The 14,912-nt window shown below is 46.5% G+C and carries 16 protein-coding genes and 1 riboswitch; of the genes, 4 read left to right on the forward strand and 12 right to left on the reverse strand.

Going from position 1 to position 14,912, the window contains the following annotated elements:
* The 6 genes from queF to D5S11_RS08580 form a co-directional block, all read right to left on the reverse strand.
* Window positions 1-307 (reverse strand): preQ(1) synthase (queF, locus tag D5S11_RS08555; protein WP_128424613.1); only part of this gene is annotated, 307 nt, incomplete at its 3' end.
* A gap of 17 nt (window positions 308-324) precedes the next feature.
* Window positions 325-1,056: a 7-carboxy-7-deazaguanine synthase QueE gene (gene queE / locus D5S11_RS08560; RefSeq protein WP_003154676.1), complete on the reverse strand. Its 732-nt coding sequence runs from the start codon at window positions 1,054-1,056 to the stop codon at window positions 325-327.
* Entirely contained in the window at window positions 1,049-1,489 is a 441-nt protein-coding gene (gene queD / locus D5S11_RS08565; RefSeq protein ID WP_014417585.1) for a 6-carboxytetrahydropterin synthase QueD, read from the reverse strand. Before queD ends, queE begins: the two co-directional genes overlap by 8 nt.
* Complete coding sequence (gene queC, locus D5S11_RS08570) at window positions 1,490-2,149, reverse strand: 7-cyano-7-deazaguanine synthase QueC (RefSeq protein WP_047935659.1); 660 nt, start codon at window positions 2,147-2,149, stop codon at window positions 1,490-1,492. It abuts the gene before it with no gap.
* 97 nt (window positions 2,150-2,246) lie between these two features.
* Window positions 2,247-2,291, reverse strand: a riboswitch (PreQ1 riboswitch).
* 108 nt (window positions 2,292-2,399) lie between these two features.
* The gene (locus D5S11_RS08575; protein ID WP_085341937.1) at window positions 2,400-3,521 is read right to left on the reverse strand and encodes a hypothetical protein; all 1,122 of its coding nucleotides are present in this window, start codon (window positions 3,519-3,521) and stop codon (window positions 2,400-2,402) included.
* Window positions 3,522-3,618: 97 nt separating this feature from the next.
* Window positions 3,619-4,656 carry a YkvI family membrane protein gene (locus D5S11_RS08580; RefSeq protein WP_020953988.1) on the reverse strand — a complete coding sequence of 346 codons (1,038 nt, stop codon included), beginning with the start codon at window positions 4,654-4,656 and terminating at the stop codon, window positions 3,619-3,621.
* A gap of 401 nt (window positions 4,657-5,057) precedes the next feature.
* Between D5S11_RS08580 and clpE the strand changes: the two genes are divergently transcribed.
* The 3 genes from clpE (at window position 5,058) to motB (ending at window position 8,896) form a co-directional block, all read left to right on the forward strand.
* Window positions 5,058-7,154: an ATP-dependent protease ATP-binding subunit ClpE gene (gene clpE, locus D5S11_RS08590; RefSeq protein WP_007408460.1), complete on the forward strand. Its 2,097-nt coding sequence runs from the start codon at window positions 5,058-5,060 to the stop codon at window positions 7,152-7,154.
* A 169-nt stretch (window positions 7,155-7,323) separates the two neighbouring features.
* Window positions 7,324-8,139: a flagellar motor stator protein MotA gene (gene motA, locus D5S11_RS08595; protein ID WP_007408461.1), complete on the forward strand. Its 816-nt coding sequence runs from the start codon at window positions 7,324-7,326 to the stop codon at window positions 8,137-8,139.
* A complete protein-coding gene (gene motB, locus D5S11_RS08600) occupies window positions 8,111-8,896 on the forward strand; it encodes a flagellar motor protein MotB (RefSeq protein ID WP_003154685.1) in 786 nt (261 codons plus the stop codon). The genes motA and motB overlap by 29 nt, the downstream gene beginning before the upstream one ends.
* 35 nt (window positions 8,897-8,931) lie before the next feature.
* Here motB and mhqR read toward each other — a convergent pair whose 3' ends face one another.
* A complete protein-coding gene (gene mhqR, locus D5S11_RS08605) occupies window positions 8,932-9,378 on the reverse strand; it encodes a MarR family transcriptional regulator MhqR (protein WP_007408463.1) in 447 nt (148 codons plus the stop codon).
* Between the two features lie 198 nt (window positions 9,379-9,576).
* Between mhqR and D5S11_RS08610 the strand changes: the two genes are divergently transcribed.
* Window positions 9,577-11,094 carry a sporulation kinase KinD gene (locus D5S11_RS08610; protein WP_046559543.1) on the forward strand — a complete coding sequence of 506 codons (1,518 nt, stop codon included), beginning with the start codon at window positions 9,577-9,579 and terminating at the stop codon, window positions 11,092-11,094.
* 210 nt (window positions 11,095-11,304) lie between these two features.
* On the opposite strand, the gene spo0E is transcribed toward D5S11_RS08610, so the two are convergent.
* The 5 genes from spo0E to mtnW form a co-directional block, all read right to left on the reverse strand.
* A complete protein-coding gene (spo0E, locus tag D5S11_RS08615; protein ID WP_007408464.1) occupies window positions 11,305-11,565 on the reverse strand; it encodes an aspartyl-phosphate phosphatase Spo0E in 261 nt (86 codons plus the stop codon).
* Window positions 11,566-11,845: 280 nt separating this feature from the next.
* Entirely contained in the window at window positions 11,846-12,382 is a 537-nt protein-coding gene (locus D5S11_RS08620; protein WP_108725003.1) for a 1,2-dihydroxy-3-keto-5-methylthiopentene dioxygenase, read from the reverse strand.
* Window positions 12,383-12,397: 15 nt separating this feature from the next.
* Entirely contained in the window at window positions 12,398-13,027 is a 630-nt protein-coding gene (locus D5S11_RS08625; protein WP_108725004.1) for a methylthioribulose 1-phosphate dehydratase, read from the reverse strand.
* Window positions 12,985-13,689: a 2-hydroxy-3-keto-5-methylthiopentenyl-1-phosphate phosphatase gene (gene mtnX, locus D5S11_RS08630; RefSeq protein WP_047935655.1), complete on the reverse strand. Its 705-nt coding sequence runs from the start codon at window positions 13,687-13,689 to the stop codon at window positions 12,985-12,987. Before mtnX ends, D5S11_RS08625 begins: the two co-directional genes overlap by 43 nt.
* A complete protein-coding gene (gene mtnW / locus D5S11_RS08635) occupies window positions 13,686-14,900 on the reverse strand; it encodes a 2,3-diketo-5-methylthiopentyl-1-phosphate enolase (RefSeq protein WP_015239734.1) in 1,215 nt (404 codons plus the stop codon). The genes mtnX and mtnW overlap by 4 nt, the downstream gene beginning before the upstream one ends.
* Between the last annotated feature and the right edge of the window lie 12 nt (window positions 14,901-14,912).

Raw genomic sequence — 14,912 nt, forward strand, 5'->3', positions numbered from 1 at the left:
TGATGTTCATGCAGTCCTCGTGGAAATCTCCGTGGTTGCGGAAGCTGAAAAGATACAGCTTCAGCGATTTGCTTTCCACCATTTTTTCGTCCGGAATATAGCTGATGTAGATGGTTGCAAAATCCGGCTGTCCCGTTTTGGGGCAAAGCGACGTAAATTCCGGGCAGTTGAATTTAACGAAATAATCACGGTTCACGTGTTTATTCGGAAATGATTCCAAAACCTCCGGCGCATATTCAAATAAATAGTTTGTCCCTTGATTCCCCAGGAGCGTAACTCCTTCTAATTCTGATTCTTTTCTTGTCATATAAATCTCCCTTTCTATTAAACTCCCCGTTTATTGCCCCAAAGCAGCGTATGCAGCTGAGGCAGGACTCTGACGAGATTCAGATCCGAATCGGCTGAAACCTTATCAACGAGTGTTTCGTATTTTCCGAGCAGATGTGCGATCAATGCCCGGTCGTCCGTCGTATGGACGTTATCGTTTCCGACCTGAAGATAAAACGGGATATTCGGATACCGCTTGTGCACGGTTTTCGCGAATTGCAGATCTTCATCATTAAAAATGACGACCTTTAAGCTGACCGCGTTAAGCCTTTCTGCCGCATCAAGTGAAGACACAATGTGATCGAGCTTTGCAAAATCGGTTGTCATCCCCGAACTTGGCGGCTTCGGTGAAATCGTCAGGTCGTTAATCATTGTGAACCAATCCTGATAGACCGTTCCCTGCGTTTCTAAAGCGGCGCGCACCCCGTGCTCTTTCAGCAGCAGAATCAGCGCGTCAAGCTGCTTTAACAGCGCCGGGTTTCCTCCTGAGATGGTGACATGGGAAAAAGCGTCTCCACCGATTTCTCTCAGCTCGCGGTAAATGTCTTCCGCCGTCATCCAGCGGATATCTTTTTTGGCAGAGCCGTCCCATGTAAAAGCGGAGTCGCACCAGCTGCAAGAGTAGTCGCAGCCCGCCGTGCGGACGAACATGGTTTTCTGGCCGATAACCATGCCCTCCCCTTGTATCGTCGGTCCGAAAATTTCTAATACCGGAATTCCTTTAGCCATTCCTATCACCTTTTTTCGGGCGGTATACGCAATAGCTTGTCGGGGTTTCCCTGACAAAAATCTGCACGCAGACCGGCTGATTCTCCAGTGTTTCGAGGTAGGACTGCACCTTATCGTAAATCGTTTTGGCCACGACCTCGGTCGTCGGCAGTGAATATCTGTCATCATCAGAAAATTCCTCATGGTCATTCAGCAATGTATGGTCATAAGCGCCGTGCACCAATTTCTTCAGCACGCTGAAATTCACGAGAAAGCCCGAATCGTCCAGTTCATCCCCCGCAACTGTAATATTTACTGTATACGTGTGCCCGTGGACTCTGCTGCACGCTCCGGCGCTTTCGCGGGGAATAAAGTGCGCGGCTGAGATGTGCATGTCCTTATTCAACTCAAACGAATAAGGATGCTGAACCTGCGGATAAATTTGAGAAAGCAATTAGTTTCGCTCTCCTTTCATTTTCATATATTCATCATATCCTTTATTGCGGAGCAGGCATGCCGGGCATTCGCCGCATCCGTCCGCAATGATGCCGTTATAGCAAGTCAGTGTGTTATTCTTTACAAAATCGAGCGCGCCGAGCTCATCCGCAAGTTTCCACGTTTCCGCTTTGTTCAGCCACATAAGCGGCGTATGAATGACGAACGGCTTTTCCATCGCCAGGTTGACGGTGACATTGCAGGATTTGACGAACTCGTCACGGCAGTCCGGGTAGCCGCTGAAATCAGTCTCGCAAACACCGGTGATAATGTGGCGCGCGCCGATTTGATATGCAAGAATCGATGCAAAGGATAAAAATACAAGGTTGCGTCCCGGTACAAAGGTTGTCGGCAGTTCCCCGTCTTTCGCTTCAATTTCGATATCATCTCTTGTCAGCGCATTCGGCGCGAGCTGATTTAAAAGAGACATATCAAGCAAGTGATTTTTGACACCGAGCTTTTCGGCAATCGATTTTGCCACATCGATTTCTTCTTGGTGACGCTGATTATAATGGAATGTAACGGTTTCCACTTCTTCAAAGTTTTGCATAGCCCATAATAAACAAGTCGTGCTGTCTTGGCCTCCGCTGAACACCACAACTGCTTTTTCTTTTTTCATGTCTTTCTCTCCCTTATCTATCATTCCATAAAAAAAGCGCCTTTTTCGGAGAAGGCGCCCTAAAAAAACATAAAAAAACCGTATCCAAGGATACAGCTCGTCCTTAGTTTTTTATAGAGGGTGTAGCTAGAACCTCTCCCGCATCAATACGGATTTTCTTCTTTTTTCACTTTTGCTATCATACCATAATGTTGTTTCCCGTGACAATAAAAAAACAGCCTGAACCCTGTGTCAGGCTGCAAAAGCGGGTTTAAGCCCCGCGTTTTTTCCCCGGAAATACCATCAGCGCAATCCCGATCAGAACAAATAAAGCAGGCCAGAAAACAGAAACCGGAATGATCGGCTGATTCGTCATCATAAAGCAAAGTGCTGTCAAGGTCAGCACCGCAACCGGGATGAGCAGCGCCTTCTGTTTCCCGCCGAACAGCCACAGCTCAAATAAACCGAATGCCGTTGCAAGCAGGTAAACAGGCCATGTCACACCGGAGTAGGACCAATTGGTTGCCGTTTCAAAGACAAACAAGATCCCCGTAATCAATAAGATGCCGCCCGGTACAAGAAGTCCTGCGTTTTTGACAGGTTTCGGGCCGAAAATCGGAATGTGAAAAGCGGCGCCCAGCAAAAGAATGAGAGCGGGCCAGCCGCGTTCGCTGATGGCTTCATTTGCATTGGTGAATATGCCGAAAATGCCCGCGGCGCACAGAACCGCCGCAGCAGTCAAAAGCCCTCTTTGCCTTCTGCCGAACAGCCAGGCTTCAAACAGGCCGAACGCAACGGCAAAGAGGTAGACAGGCGATGTCACATTTGCGTATGTCCAATCCGTCAGCGTTTCAAACCATAACAACCCGCCCGTCACAAGCAAAATGCCGCCCGGAATAAGAAGGCCCGATCTTTTTTTCGGCTGCATAAAGGCAGCGGCGTGAAACAAAAGCGCGGCTGCGATGATCAAAAGCGGCCACAGCCCCGTCATCAGCATACCGGCAAAGCATAGTGCTCCCACGGCTGTCAGGATGAAAGCAGGAATCAATACACCTAACTTCCTCCCGCCGAAATACCACAGCTCAAACAGACCGAGAGCAGGCGCCCATATATAAACAGGCCACGTCACGCCTGAATACGTCCATCCCGTTGCCGTTTCAAAACAAAACAGGCAGCCCAGCACAAAAAACATACCGCCCGGAACGAGCAGTCCCGCCTGGTCAGGCGTTTTTTTCGCAAAAATAAATCCGGCGTGAAACCCTGCGGACATTATAATGAAAAGAAACGGCCACGCCGAACCTGCGGATATATGAATAACTCCCGCCCTCTGTAAAAAAAACGCAATGCCGATACAAATAAAAATAAATCCCAATAATACACGTCGAGCTTTCATCTCTTACTCCTCCCCATCATTTCCCAATTCATTATACAGAAATGTCAGGAAAAAAGAAGGGGAATTCCCAAAAAATACAGACATTTTCCTTATATCCTTATTTTTCTTTCGGGATTTTTTTGCAAATCAATGCGCCGATGAAAGCGAGGCTCACATACCCAAACACCGGATAAACGGTGGAAATCAGCTGTCCGTAGCCGATTTGGCTGATAATGAAAGCAAACGCCAAAATGCCGCCGTAAATATATGTACTTTTTATATGAAGAAAACTGTTTAATTGTTTTTCCAATCCGTATAAATTACCGATGACCGACGTAAACACTTCTCCGAAAATAATAAACAAATAAATGATATGAAGCGAACGCGAATACGAATAGACGACTTGAGCCATCGGAATGTCAAACTCCAGCACATCCGGCAGCACCGATAATGATAAAAAGCTCGCGGCAAGCACCAGTGTCAACAGAACGCCGCCAAAATAAGCCCCCCTTCGGATCACCTTCTCTGAAGACATTTCATTCGCAAGCGGCACAAGCACGGCTTGGGCGAGCGATAAATTTAACGCGCCGTAAGAGACGGCGGACAAAAGCCAATTCCACTTGTCAGGCCATACCCATTCGTCCGCGTTTCTCGTGCTTGTAAATACAAATGAATCTGCTGTCACGATAAAAGAGAAGGAAATTAAAAGCGGCACAACCAATATATTGACGCCGAACACACCTTTAACGCCGCTTGTCATGACGGCAAAGCTCAGTACGATCGTCAGAAGGATCCCCGCTTGTGCGGACCAGCCAAGCTGTTCATGAAACAGCGCTCCCGCTCCGGACAGCATGACAGAGGTCACTCCCAGCAATATAAACATCATAAACATGTTCACGGCGCGGCCGATGGACTGGCCGAATAAATATGTGTTCAATTCCTGATAAGATGCTGCATGAATCCGTTTGGAAATGATCATGATTTTGGCGCCTAAATATGTAAACATCAGACCGCTTACCACGATACCGAACAGACCGATCCAGCCAAACTTCAGAAAAAACTCAACGATTTCCCGTCCCGTGGCAAAACCGGCTCCTACAACCGTGCCTACGTATACAAATGCAAGCTGACTTGCAGAACCTTTTGTTTGTCCCATTTCACCCTCCGGCTAAGCGCAGATTTGTCCAGGCCTTTATATATGCTTATGAGACAAGTCGCCCGAAAAGACGAACAAATCGTCCTTCCCCGGAGAAAACAGATTCAGCTCTCTCCTCTAAGCAAAAATATTGAAAGAAAAAAAGGGCCGGCGTATACTCTTCATCAAGAAAGGTCAAAACATTTCATTTCCTTTCTGACTATATTGGTCAAAAATAATCAAACCTCACAAATATCACTTATCATGCTGTAAACATTTATTTTTCAGGGTTTGAAACAAAACACTTGAAAGTCAAAGAAGGTCAGAGTATACTATTAATCAAAGAAGGTCAAAGTTAAGACCTTATTTTCTAATCCATTTGGTCAAAGATGATCAAACATTTTTCGAGGAGGTTTTGGCAAATGCGTTGTCAACATTGTCAGAAAAACGAGGCGACGATTCGCCTGAACATGCAAGTCAATTCCATTCAAAAACAATTCGTTTTATGTGAAACATGTTATACAGAATTAACCCGAAAACCGTCTATGAGCATGGGGCCACAATCATTCGGATTCCCGTTTGAGCAAGGTTTCGCTCCCAATCAAAATAAACAGCAGGCCGGCTCTGAAAAAGGCCTGCTCGACGAGCTCGCTCAAAACGTCACAAACGGCGCAAAAGCAGGTCTGATTGACCCTGTGATCGGCCGCGATCATGAAGTGGCGCGCGTAATTGAAATTTTGAACCGCCGGAATAAAAACAATCCGGTGCTGATCGGTGAGCCGGGCGTCGGTAAAACGGCTATTGCAGAAGGCCTCGCGCTTAAAATCGCTGAAGGCGATGTGCCGAACAAATTGAAAAACAAAGAGCTTTACCTGCTTGACGTCGCTTCTCTCGTCGCCAATACAGGGATCAGAGGCCAGTTTGAAGAAAGAATGAAACAATTAATGAACGAATTAAAAGAACGGAAAAACGTCATCTTGTTCATTGACGAGATTCACCTTCTTGTAGGCGCCGGCTCTGCCGAGGGATCAATGGATGCCGGGAACATCCTGAAACCGGCGCTTGCCAGAGGCGAGCTGCAGGTCATCGGGGCGACAACGCTGAAAGAGTACCGCCAGATTGAAAAAGATGCGGCGCTTGAAAGACGCTTCCAGCCTGTCATGGTTCACGAGCCTACAATAGAACAAGCCATCAGCATTCTGGAAGGCATTAAAGATAAATACGAGAAATACCACGGCGTCACATTCAGCAATGAAGCGATAAACGCCTGTGTTACGCTTTCATCCCGTTACATTCAGGACCGCCACCTGCCGGATAAAGCGATCGACTTATTAGATGAAGCCGGCTCTAAGGCGAACCTGGAGCTTGATACCGTAAATGAAGAAGATGCGGCTGAGAGACTCAAAGCAATTGACGCGGAGAAAACAAAAGCGCTTCATGAAGAAAATTATGAGCTTGCCGCGAAACTGCGTGATGAAGAAGCGGCGTTGGAAAAGCAGCTGGCGCATGAAACACCGGCCTCTTCACCTGAAATCGGGGCGGAGCATATTCAAGCCATCATTGAACAGAAAACAGGCATTCCGGTCGGAAAACTCCAGGCTGATGAACAAGTCAAAATGAAGGAACTTGAAGAGCATCTTCATCAGCGCGTCATCGGTCAGGAAAAAGCCGTGAAAAAAGTGGCGAAAGCGGTCAGACGAAGCCGCGCCGGCTTAAAATCCAAAAACAGACCTGTCGGCTCCTTCCTCTTTGTCGGACCGACCGGAGTCGGAAAAACCGAGTTATCAAAGACACTCGCAGATGAACTGTTCGGTACAAAAGATTCCATTATCCGTCTCGATATGAGTGAATACATGGAAAAACACGCCGTATCAAAAATCATCGGTTCACCGCCGGGATATGTCGGACACGATGAAGCCGGTCAATTAACGGAAAAAGTGCGCCGCAATCCGTACAGCATCGTGCTGCTCGATGAGATTGAAAAAGCCCACCCTGATGTCCAGCATATGTTTCTGCAGATTATGGAGGACGGCCGTCTGACAGACAGCCAGGGCAGAACGGTCAGCTTCAAAGATACCGTTTTGATTATGACAAGCAACGCTGGAACCGGCGAAAAACAGGTGAAAGTCGGATTCCAATCTGAAGAGAGCGTCCTGGAGGAACAAACGCTGATTGATTCACTGAGCGCGTTCTTCAAACCGGAGTTTTTAAACCGGTTTGACAGCATCATTGAATTCCAATCCCTGAAAAAAGAACATCTCGTGAAAATCGTCAGCCTGCTTCTCACAGAGCTTGAAGACACATTAAAAGAGCGCGGCATCAGCCTGAGCGTAACGGACGAAGCGAAAGAAAAAATCGCTGAAATCGGCTACCACCCAGCTTTCGGAGCACGCCCGCTCAGAAGAACCATCCAAGAATTGATCGAGGACGAAATGACAGATCTCTTATTGGATGACAACGAAATAAAAGCCTTCCATGTCGTAATGGAAGAGGACGGCATCAAAGTCCGGGCACAATAAGAAAAAAGCGGTTCCCTCCTCGCGGGGAGCCGCTTTTTTGTTTCTTTCTCCATGCCGAAAGGGAGAAACTGTGAAGAATTCGGGAACAATTTCTCAATCACCCTAAAGTTCCATGCACTGCCACCGATATTAACCATAGAAAGCTAGTATAAAGGATTTGGTGAAAACTATGGATAAAACATCGATTATCGGTATCATCCTCGCCTTGATTGCTTTAAGCGTGGGCATGGTGCTGAAAGGGGTCAGCTTAAGCGCACTCGCTAACCCGGCAGCTATTCTGATTATTTTGTTCGGTACGATTTCTGCGGTGATCATCGCATTCCCCGGAAAAGAAATCAAAAAAGTGCCTGCCCTTTTTAAAGTGCTGTTTAAAGAAAACAAACAGCTGACAATTGCGCAATTAATTCCTATGTTCTCTCAATGGGCGCAAATCGCCAGACGTGAAGGTCTGCTCGCATTGGAAGCAAGCATTGAAGACGTGGATGACGCATTTTTGAAAAACGGCCTGAGTATGGCGGTTGACGGACAAAGCGCAGAATTTATCAGAGATATTATGACTGAGGAAGTTGAAGCGATGGAAGACAGACACCAGGCCGGCGCAGCCATCTTTACACAAGCCGGCACATATGCGCCGACACTCGGCGTTTTGGGTGCGGTCATCGGCCTTATCGCGGCTCTTTCCAACATGAACAATACCGAGGCGCTCGGACATGCCATCAGTGCGGCTTTTGTCGCCACCCTTCTCGGGATTTTCACAGGATATGTACTATGGCATCCCTTCGCCAACAAACTGAAACGCAAATCAAAGCAGGAAGTCAAACTGCGTGAAATCATGATCGAAGGCGTTCTGTCAGTGCTTGAAGGACAGGCCCCGAAAGTGATCGAACAAAAACTTCTCATGTATCTTCCTGCGAATGAACGCGCAAAAGTCGCTGAACAAGAAGGAGAGGCAAACAATGGCGAGAAAAAAGAAGAAGAAGCATGATGACGAGCATGTGGATGAGTCTTGGCTGATCCCGTACGCGGATTTGCTCACCCTTCTTTTGGCTCTGTTCATTGTATTGTTCGCCATGAGCTCGGTCGATGCGGCGAAATTCCAAATGCTGTCTAAATCATTTAACGCCGTGTTTACCGGAGGCACGGGTGTTCTTGAATATTCAAGCGTCACCCCTCCTGAAAACGAAAAAGACGGCGTTGATCAGTTAAAAAAAGACAAGGAAAAAGATAAAGAACAGAAAAAGAAAGAAAGAGAAGCAGCCGACCGCGAAGAACTTGAAGGCGTGCAAAAGCAAGTCAATCAATTTATAAAAAATAAAAAGCTTGAAACTCAGCTGGAAACAAAGCTGACTAAAGAAGGACTCTTAATTACCATTAAAGACAGTATCTTTTTTGATTCCGGACGGGCGGATATCCGTCAGGAAGATATTCCGCTTGCCAAGGAAATCTCGAATCTCCTTGTGCTGAATCCGCCAAGGAACATTATTATCAGCGGACATACGGACAATGTACCGATTAAAAACTCACAATATCAATCTAACTGGCATTTAAGCGTCATGCGGGCCGTCAACTTCATGGCTATTCTCACGGAAAACCCGAAACTTGACGCAAAAGTATTCAGCGCCAAAGGTTTCGGAGAGTATAAACCGGCCGTGTCGAACAAAACCGCCGAAGGGCGCAGCAAAAACAGGCGCGTCGAGGTATTGATACAGCCTAGAAACGCCGCGACTGACCAAAATCAGTAATATAAAAAAGGAAGCCTTTCAAATGGCTTCCTTTTTTATTTCTGATGAAAATGTTTAGCGTTTAACCCCACTCTTTTCAGCATTTCCGTACACATTTCTATCTCTTCATCACTCAGCACACTGATCATTTCTTTAATTTCGTCAGCATGATCAGGGAAAATATCGTCCAAAAGACGGATTCCCTTTTCGGAAATCTGTGCGAAAGTCACTCTTCTGTCAGTCGGCGAGGCTTTTCTGATGAGAAGTTCTTTTTTCTCTAATTTGTCAACAACGTATGTAATACTTCCGCTCGCTAATAAAATTTTGTCGCCGATCTGCTGAAGCGGCTGGTTGCCTTTGTGGTACAGCAGCTCAAGCACCGCAAATTCCGTCGGGTTCAGGCCGTGCTTATGAATATGTTTATTCATATGGTCGTTAATAGATCGGTACGCACGTGACAGTACAATAAATAATTTCAATGAGTTTTCTGTTTTATCCGTCATACATTCAATCATCCTTTTACAAAAGAAACCGTTACAGAGAAACATTAATAAACAAAATGAAAAATGTCAACAAAAATGTTTCCAAAATTTCTCTTCTTTTTGTCAGACCTTAATAAAATAATTTGTTTTTCTATCATTTTGGTTATTTTTTCTTATTAAAGAAGTATAAAAATGATATAATACCTCTATTCAAGTGTAATGTTGGAGCGATGCAGAGTGAATACATTTAAAGGTGCCCGGGGAAAGATCAAGCTTTATCTCATATTGGTGATCATCCCGGCACTTATTATCAGCTTTTTCATTTATGAAAAAGAAAAGCAGAAAATAGCCGATAAACACATACAGGAAGCCAGTATGATGCTCAACCTTCACCGCAATAAGCTCAATTATTTAATCGGTGAAACAAAAGCCCGGATGACAACACTTGCGATCGCTGTCGATAAGCCTGTCAATGAAGAAAAGATCATTGACATTCTCGATCAGGCTTTTGAGGATGAACCCAGATTCAGCGGTCTGTATATGCTGAATTCCAAAGGTGATGTCATCGCAAGCACGACTGATCTGAAATCAAAGGTGAATTTGGCCGACAGACCGTATTTTACGAAGGCGAAAAAGACGAAAAAAACGGTCATCACAAATGACTACTCCAGCAGAATTACAGGCCAGCGCATCTTCACGATCTGCGTGCCGGTGTTAGACGCAAAACGGGAAGTCACGGATTATTTAGTAGCCGCCATACAAGTCGATTATTTGAGAAATATGATCAATATGCTGAGCCCTGACGTTTATGTCAAGGCAACCAATCAGAATAAAGTGATATTTGCCAGCGGACGGGCTGATCAATCAGAAGGTGTGAAACCGGTCAGCGGCTATCTGGATGATATTAATTGGAATATCAATGTTTATCCGAAACCGGTTGAGCTGAATGAGCTGACCAAAAGCGTGCTGCTGCCGATGTCCAGTATTGCCGTGCTGCTGAATATTCTGTTCATCCTCGTTCAATATTATTTGCTTAAGCGCAAGACCCAGCTGGAGCGCGCTCAAAATGAAGCGCAGAAATTGGAGCTGATCGGAACGCTTGCCGCCAGCACCGCCCATGAAATCCGCAACCCGCTTACAGGGATCAGCGGCTTCATTCAGCTTTTGCAGAAAAAATACAAATCGGAGGAAGATCAGCTGTATTTCTCAATTATTGAGCAGGAGATTAAACGGATCAATCAGATTGTCAGTGAGTTTTTAGTGCTTGGAAAACCTACTGCTGAACGGTTGGAAGTGAACTCGCTGCAGGATATTCTTGATGAGATTATGCCGATTATTTATTCTGAAGGGAATCTGTACAATGTGGAAGTGAATGTGGAGATTCTCGTCAATCGGCCGCTCAAGGTCAACTGCACGAAAGACCATATTAAACAGGTGATTTTAAATGTCGCGAAAAACGCGCTGGAATCCATGCAGGAAGGCGGCCGGCTGTCCATCTATTTAGAAGCCCGCGATCATAAAGCAGTTATTAAGGTGGCCGACAACGGAATGGGCATTTCTGAAGATATGCTTGAGCACATTTTTCTTCCGTTTGTAACGTCAAAGGAAAAAGGCACCGGCCTCGGCCTTGTCGTATGTAAACGAATCATGCTGATGTACGGCGGTTCGATTGACATTCAAAGCGAAGTCGATAAGGGCACAGAGGTCACCATTACCCTCCCTGCCGCTTCTCGATGAAAAAAACACCCTGGATCGGGGTGTTTTTTATTTAAAGAAGAATATGTGTAAGAGGATATACGAGAGGAGCGGCATCATAGCCGGCAGATAGTACGAGGCGCTTCGTGAGCCGTGCCAGCGGAAAAATGTGCTGACTGTACGCGGTCATCTTTCGGATGCGGCGCTTGATCAGGAAGCGCATTCAGTCTTCGTTATCTGTTTTATCATCAATCATTTGTTTGCTTCATATGCAGGCATGACGTCACCGCGGGAGAACAAGCCTATTTTCTTCACAAGGCCCTGTATTCCTTGGTGATGTGTACGATCACGGTTTACCAGCTGCTGATACGCGTTCATCAGACAGTCCAGTTCCTGGCTGTGCCTGATCGTGTCATATCCTGTAAACCCTTGCCTGTTAGCCGCATCTATCATCATTTTTCTTTTTTTATCAATAGATAGAAGCAATTTTTCTTGTTCAGAATAACTGCCCATTCACTTCACCCCTCACCGCTAAAAGAATAGGAAACAAGTTTGATTGGGTTATTGAGCATTATTACAGATTATACTTTATTTGTAAACATTTTTTTACTAAATAACTTATTTTTTCATTTCATATTGGAATCTTTAGCATGAATAAGAGAATAATACCCATTCGGGTAATGATATAAACAGAATGCGGCATATTCAAGAATTAAAAAACAGCCAAAGCTGACTTTATATTACAATAAAAAACCTCTCATGCCGGCGGGTGCATGAGAGGTTCGGGCGTCTATCAGTTTTGCACACTTTCATTTTCGTAAATCGGCACCCAGCCCTCAGTCGTCACGAAGATTCGGATTGCGACGACCCGGCGGTCTTCCTGAAGCGTAAAGTAGTGGCGGATGTTCTCCGGAACTGAAATCAAATCTCCCGGATTTAAACGGACGTCGAAAAATGTGCCGTCTTTGCCTTGAATGACGAAGATGCCGTGTCCGCTGACGATAAAGCGGACTTCATCATCCGTGTGGTGATGTTCTCTTTGGAAATTTTTTAATAATTCATCAAGATTCGGCGTGGTGTCTGATAAAGAAATGACATCCTGAGACTGATATCCGCGCCGGGCTGAAATGTCCTGAATCTCCGTGTCAAACGCCGCGAGAATCCGTTCTTTTTCATCTTCGGTTAGATCGTATTTTTCCGAAAGCTCAGACGGAAGTTTTTCAATGTTCCACTGCTCATAGATCACCTCTTGTTCGTCTAAGAAGCGCGCTACTTCTTCCTGTTTTTCAATGAGCGTATTCTTTTCGTCATGAATTCTGATGGTCGCCATTTTCTATTCCTCCTTTTATTTTACCAGCTGCGGCCGAAGTGACAGAAGCTTGAGGTGACAGCTGAATAAAAATTCATAGGCTTCCAGCACCCTTTTCGCTTCAAATGCGGTCCGCCCCCATGCCGTAATGCCGTGATTGCGGATTAACACCGCGCCTGAGCCGGCGGCCGCATGGTGCGCGAAGTTTTCGGCCAATGCCGGGATGTGCGCCGGATTGTCAATGATCGGAACGGTCACGGACGCTTTTTCCTCCCATAATCCGAGCGCCTTAATCATCTCCTGCCCCTGAAAAGTGATTTGTTTTTCATCCCCGTAAAGCTCTGAGATGACATTATTATTGACGGTATGGACATGCAGACAGCAGCCGGCGTCTGTCTTTTGGTATAAGTAAGTATGGAGAAGCGTTTCCGCTGAAGGTTTTAAAGAATGGTCGGTCTCAGCGGGCTTCCCGTACTCATCGATTAAGAGAAAATCTTCGTCTGTTTCTTTTCGTTTGTCTTTTCCGCTCGCCGTAACGAGGAAAGTCAGCGGCGCGTCGGATACTTTGATGGAAAGATTCCCGCTCGTTGCCGGGAACCAGTCTCTTTCAGCCAGCTCGCGCTTTACCTCGGCAAGTTCGCGCCAGCGTTCTTCTTTTGCAGCCATGCCTGCACCTCCCCGATGTTTTCAATGCCTGTTTTCACCTCATGAAAATCTTGAAAAGGCAGATGCCGGAGGCCGAGTTCTTTGCATTCAGTCATTAGATAATCTCTCGCAAAGCACATATCGGATAACTTTGCAGCCTCAACATCCGTGACCGAATCACCGATCATAATGAGAAATTTCTGCTGATCGGATAGCTTTCGGATGACTGACGGTTTGCAGCAGCCGCATTGATTGGTGCAATCTCCGTCACAGGCATGCGGCCAGTCTATATGAATATATTCATTGTCAAAGGATGCATGATTGCAGAAAATCCGCTCCTTTTCTACGATCCCTTCCAAAAGCGGATGCACAAAAAAGTCCATTCCCCCGCTTACGATATAAAACGGGAGGCCGTTTGACCGGACAAACGAGACAAAATCCAAAAAGCCGTCCCGTATTTTCGCATCCTTCAGGATAAAGCCGGTCAGTTCTTCTTTTAAGCTGCTCGGCAGCAGTCCGAACATCCGTCCGACTCCTTCTTGGATTGATATGCTTTTAGACAGAACACCGTCTTTTAATTCAAGCCACTCAGGAGGCGCGAATTGTTTCATCATGCTGACAATGTTGTCGTTCATGGTGACCGTTCCGTCGAAATCACAAATAATCAGCGGTGTGCGGGTCATACGGCTTCCACCCTTCCCCATTTGTCTAATGCGAGCTGAAGATCTTTGCACGACGCGGCTTTTTCTTCAATCGGCTGCGCTTCAAGCACCGCATCAATGATGGCGCGGAACGCTTTTCCGCCGCCCTCGGCTCCTTTCGGGTGGCCGTGAATGCCTCCGCCGGCATTGATGATGTGATCGATGCCGAAATCGCGCATCAACAATGGCACCATACCGGGGTGAATGCCTGCTGACGGGACGGCAAACGACGGATGAAAGACATCGTCTTTTACACATTCATCATGGATTGCAAGCGCGGACTCCTTCGGAAGAGCAACGGATCCGTAAGGTGACGGAAATAAACTGAAATCAGCGCCGCAATAGCGGTTCAGCTTGCCGAGCAAAAGCGCATGCGACAAGCCGTAAACGGGAGATGATGTGAACGCGCCGCTGACTGCCGGATGCGCCATGATCGGAAGCGGGATTTCCCTGTCCTCAGCAAGGCTCTGCATCACATCTAAACCGTAAGCAAACACATTCAATAAAAGCGCGTCCGCCCCGAGTTCTGCCGCGCGCCTCGCTTTATCCCGCAATTCAGCGGTCCTTCCCGTAAGGTTTACGGCATACAGCGTTTTATGCCCCGTTTCCTCCCGGGTTTCCTTCAGGACTTGTTTTCCTTCGATAATGCGGGTTTCAAACGGAGCCAGTTCATTTTCAAAGAAAATTTCATCATCTTTAATCAGATCCACGCCGCCGAGCGCCTGCTGTCTGAGCTGTTCTTTAATGTCGGCGAGATCCCGTCCGATCACGCCTTTAAATATGCTCATCAGAAGCGGTCTTTCAAATTCGCCCAGCAGTTTGCGGATGCCGTATATACCGAATTTCGGCCCGGGAAGGGAGCGTTTAAACCCTTCGGAAAATTCAAGATCAGTCAATTTTATTTTTCCGTCCAGTGACAGCTTTCCGAATACCGTCGTCAGGACGGCCGGAATATCTCTTGAAAAATTCGCCTCGGGATAGGCGATGGTGATGACGGATTGTGTTTCGTTTTCTGAGGTTCCTTCTTTCTCCTCAACTTTTACGACCCGCCCTTTATGTTTTCTGAGCTGTTCCTGCTTCACCAGGGGCAGGTCAGTCCAGGAGCCTACCGTCAGCCCCGCCGCAATCTGTTCCGCCCGCTTTTCACTGTCCGTTGTGTCTGTCAGAAGATATGTTGCCAATACTTCGCTCATGCGTGAACGCCT

The sequence above is a fragment of the Bacillus sp. L75 genome (assembly GCF_003676355.1).
Taxonomy (GTDB): domain Bacteria; phylum Bacillota; class Bacilli; order Bacillales; family Bacillaceae; genus Bacillus; species Bacillus velezensis.

What these genes read in the sequence shown, in the direction of transcription:
- queE (WP_003154676.1), bottom strand. Translation starts at nt 1,056, where the DNA reads ATGGCTAAAGGAATTCCGGTATTAGAAATTTTCGGACCGACGATACAA.
- queC (WP_047935659.1), bottom strand. Translation starts at nt 2,149, where the DNA reads ATGAAAAAAGAAAAAGCAGTTGTGGTGTTCAGCGGAGGCCAAGACAGC.
- D5S11_RS08575 (WP_085341937.1), bottom strand. Translation starts at nt 3,521, where the DNA reads ATGAAAGCTCGACGTGTATTATTGGGATTTATTTTTATTTGTATCGGC.
- D5S11_RS08580 (WP_020953988.1), bottom strand. Translation starts at nt 4,656, where the DNA reads ATGGGACAAACAAAAGGTTCTGCAAGTCAGCTTGCATTTGTATACGTA.
- clpE (WP_007408460.1), top strand. Translation starts at nt 5,058, where the DNA reads ATGCGTTGTCAACATTGTCAGAAAAACGAGGCGACGATTCGCCTGAAC.
- motA (WP_007408461.1), top strand. Translation starts at nt 7,324, where the DNA reads ATGGATAAAACATCGATTATCGGTATCATCCTCGCCTTGATTGCTTTA.
- motB (WP_003154685.1), top strand. Translation starts at nt 8,111, where the DNA reads ATGGCGAGAAAAAAGAAGAAGAAGCATGATGACGAGCATGTGGATGAG.
- mhqR (WP_007408463.1), bottom strand. Translation starts at nt 9,378, where the DNA reads ATGACGGATAAAACAGAAAACTCATTGAAATTATTTATTGTACTGTCA.
- D5S11_RS08610 (WP_046559543.1), top strand. Translation starts at nt 9,577, where the DNA reads ATGTTGGAGCGATGCAGAGTGAATACATTTAAAGGTGCCCGGGGAAAG.
- spo0E (WP_007408464.1), bottom strand. Translation starts at nt 11,565, where the DNA reads ATGGGCAGTTATTCTGAACAAGAAAAATTGCTTCTATCTATTGATAAA.
- D5S11_RS08620 (WP_108725003.1), bottom strand. Translation starts at nt 12,382, where the DNA reads ATGGCGACCATCAGAATTCATGACGAAAAGAATACGCTCATTGAAAAA.
- D5S11_RS08625 (WP_108725004.1), bottom strand. Translation starts at nt 13,027, where the DNA reads ATGGCTGCAAAAGAAGAACGCTGGCGCGAACTTGCCGAGGTAAAGCGC.
- mtnX (WP_047935655.1), bottom strand. Translation starts at nt 13,689, where the DNA reads ATGACCCGCACACCGCTGATTATTTGTGATTTCGACGGAACGGTCACC.
- mtnW (WP_015239734.1), bottom strand. Translation starts at nt 14,900, where the DNA reads ATGAGCGAAGTATTGGCAACATATCTTCTGACAGACACAACGGACAGT.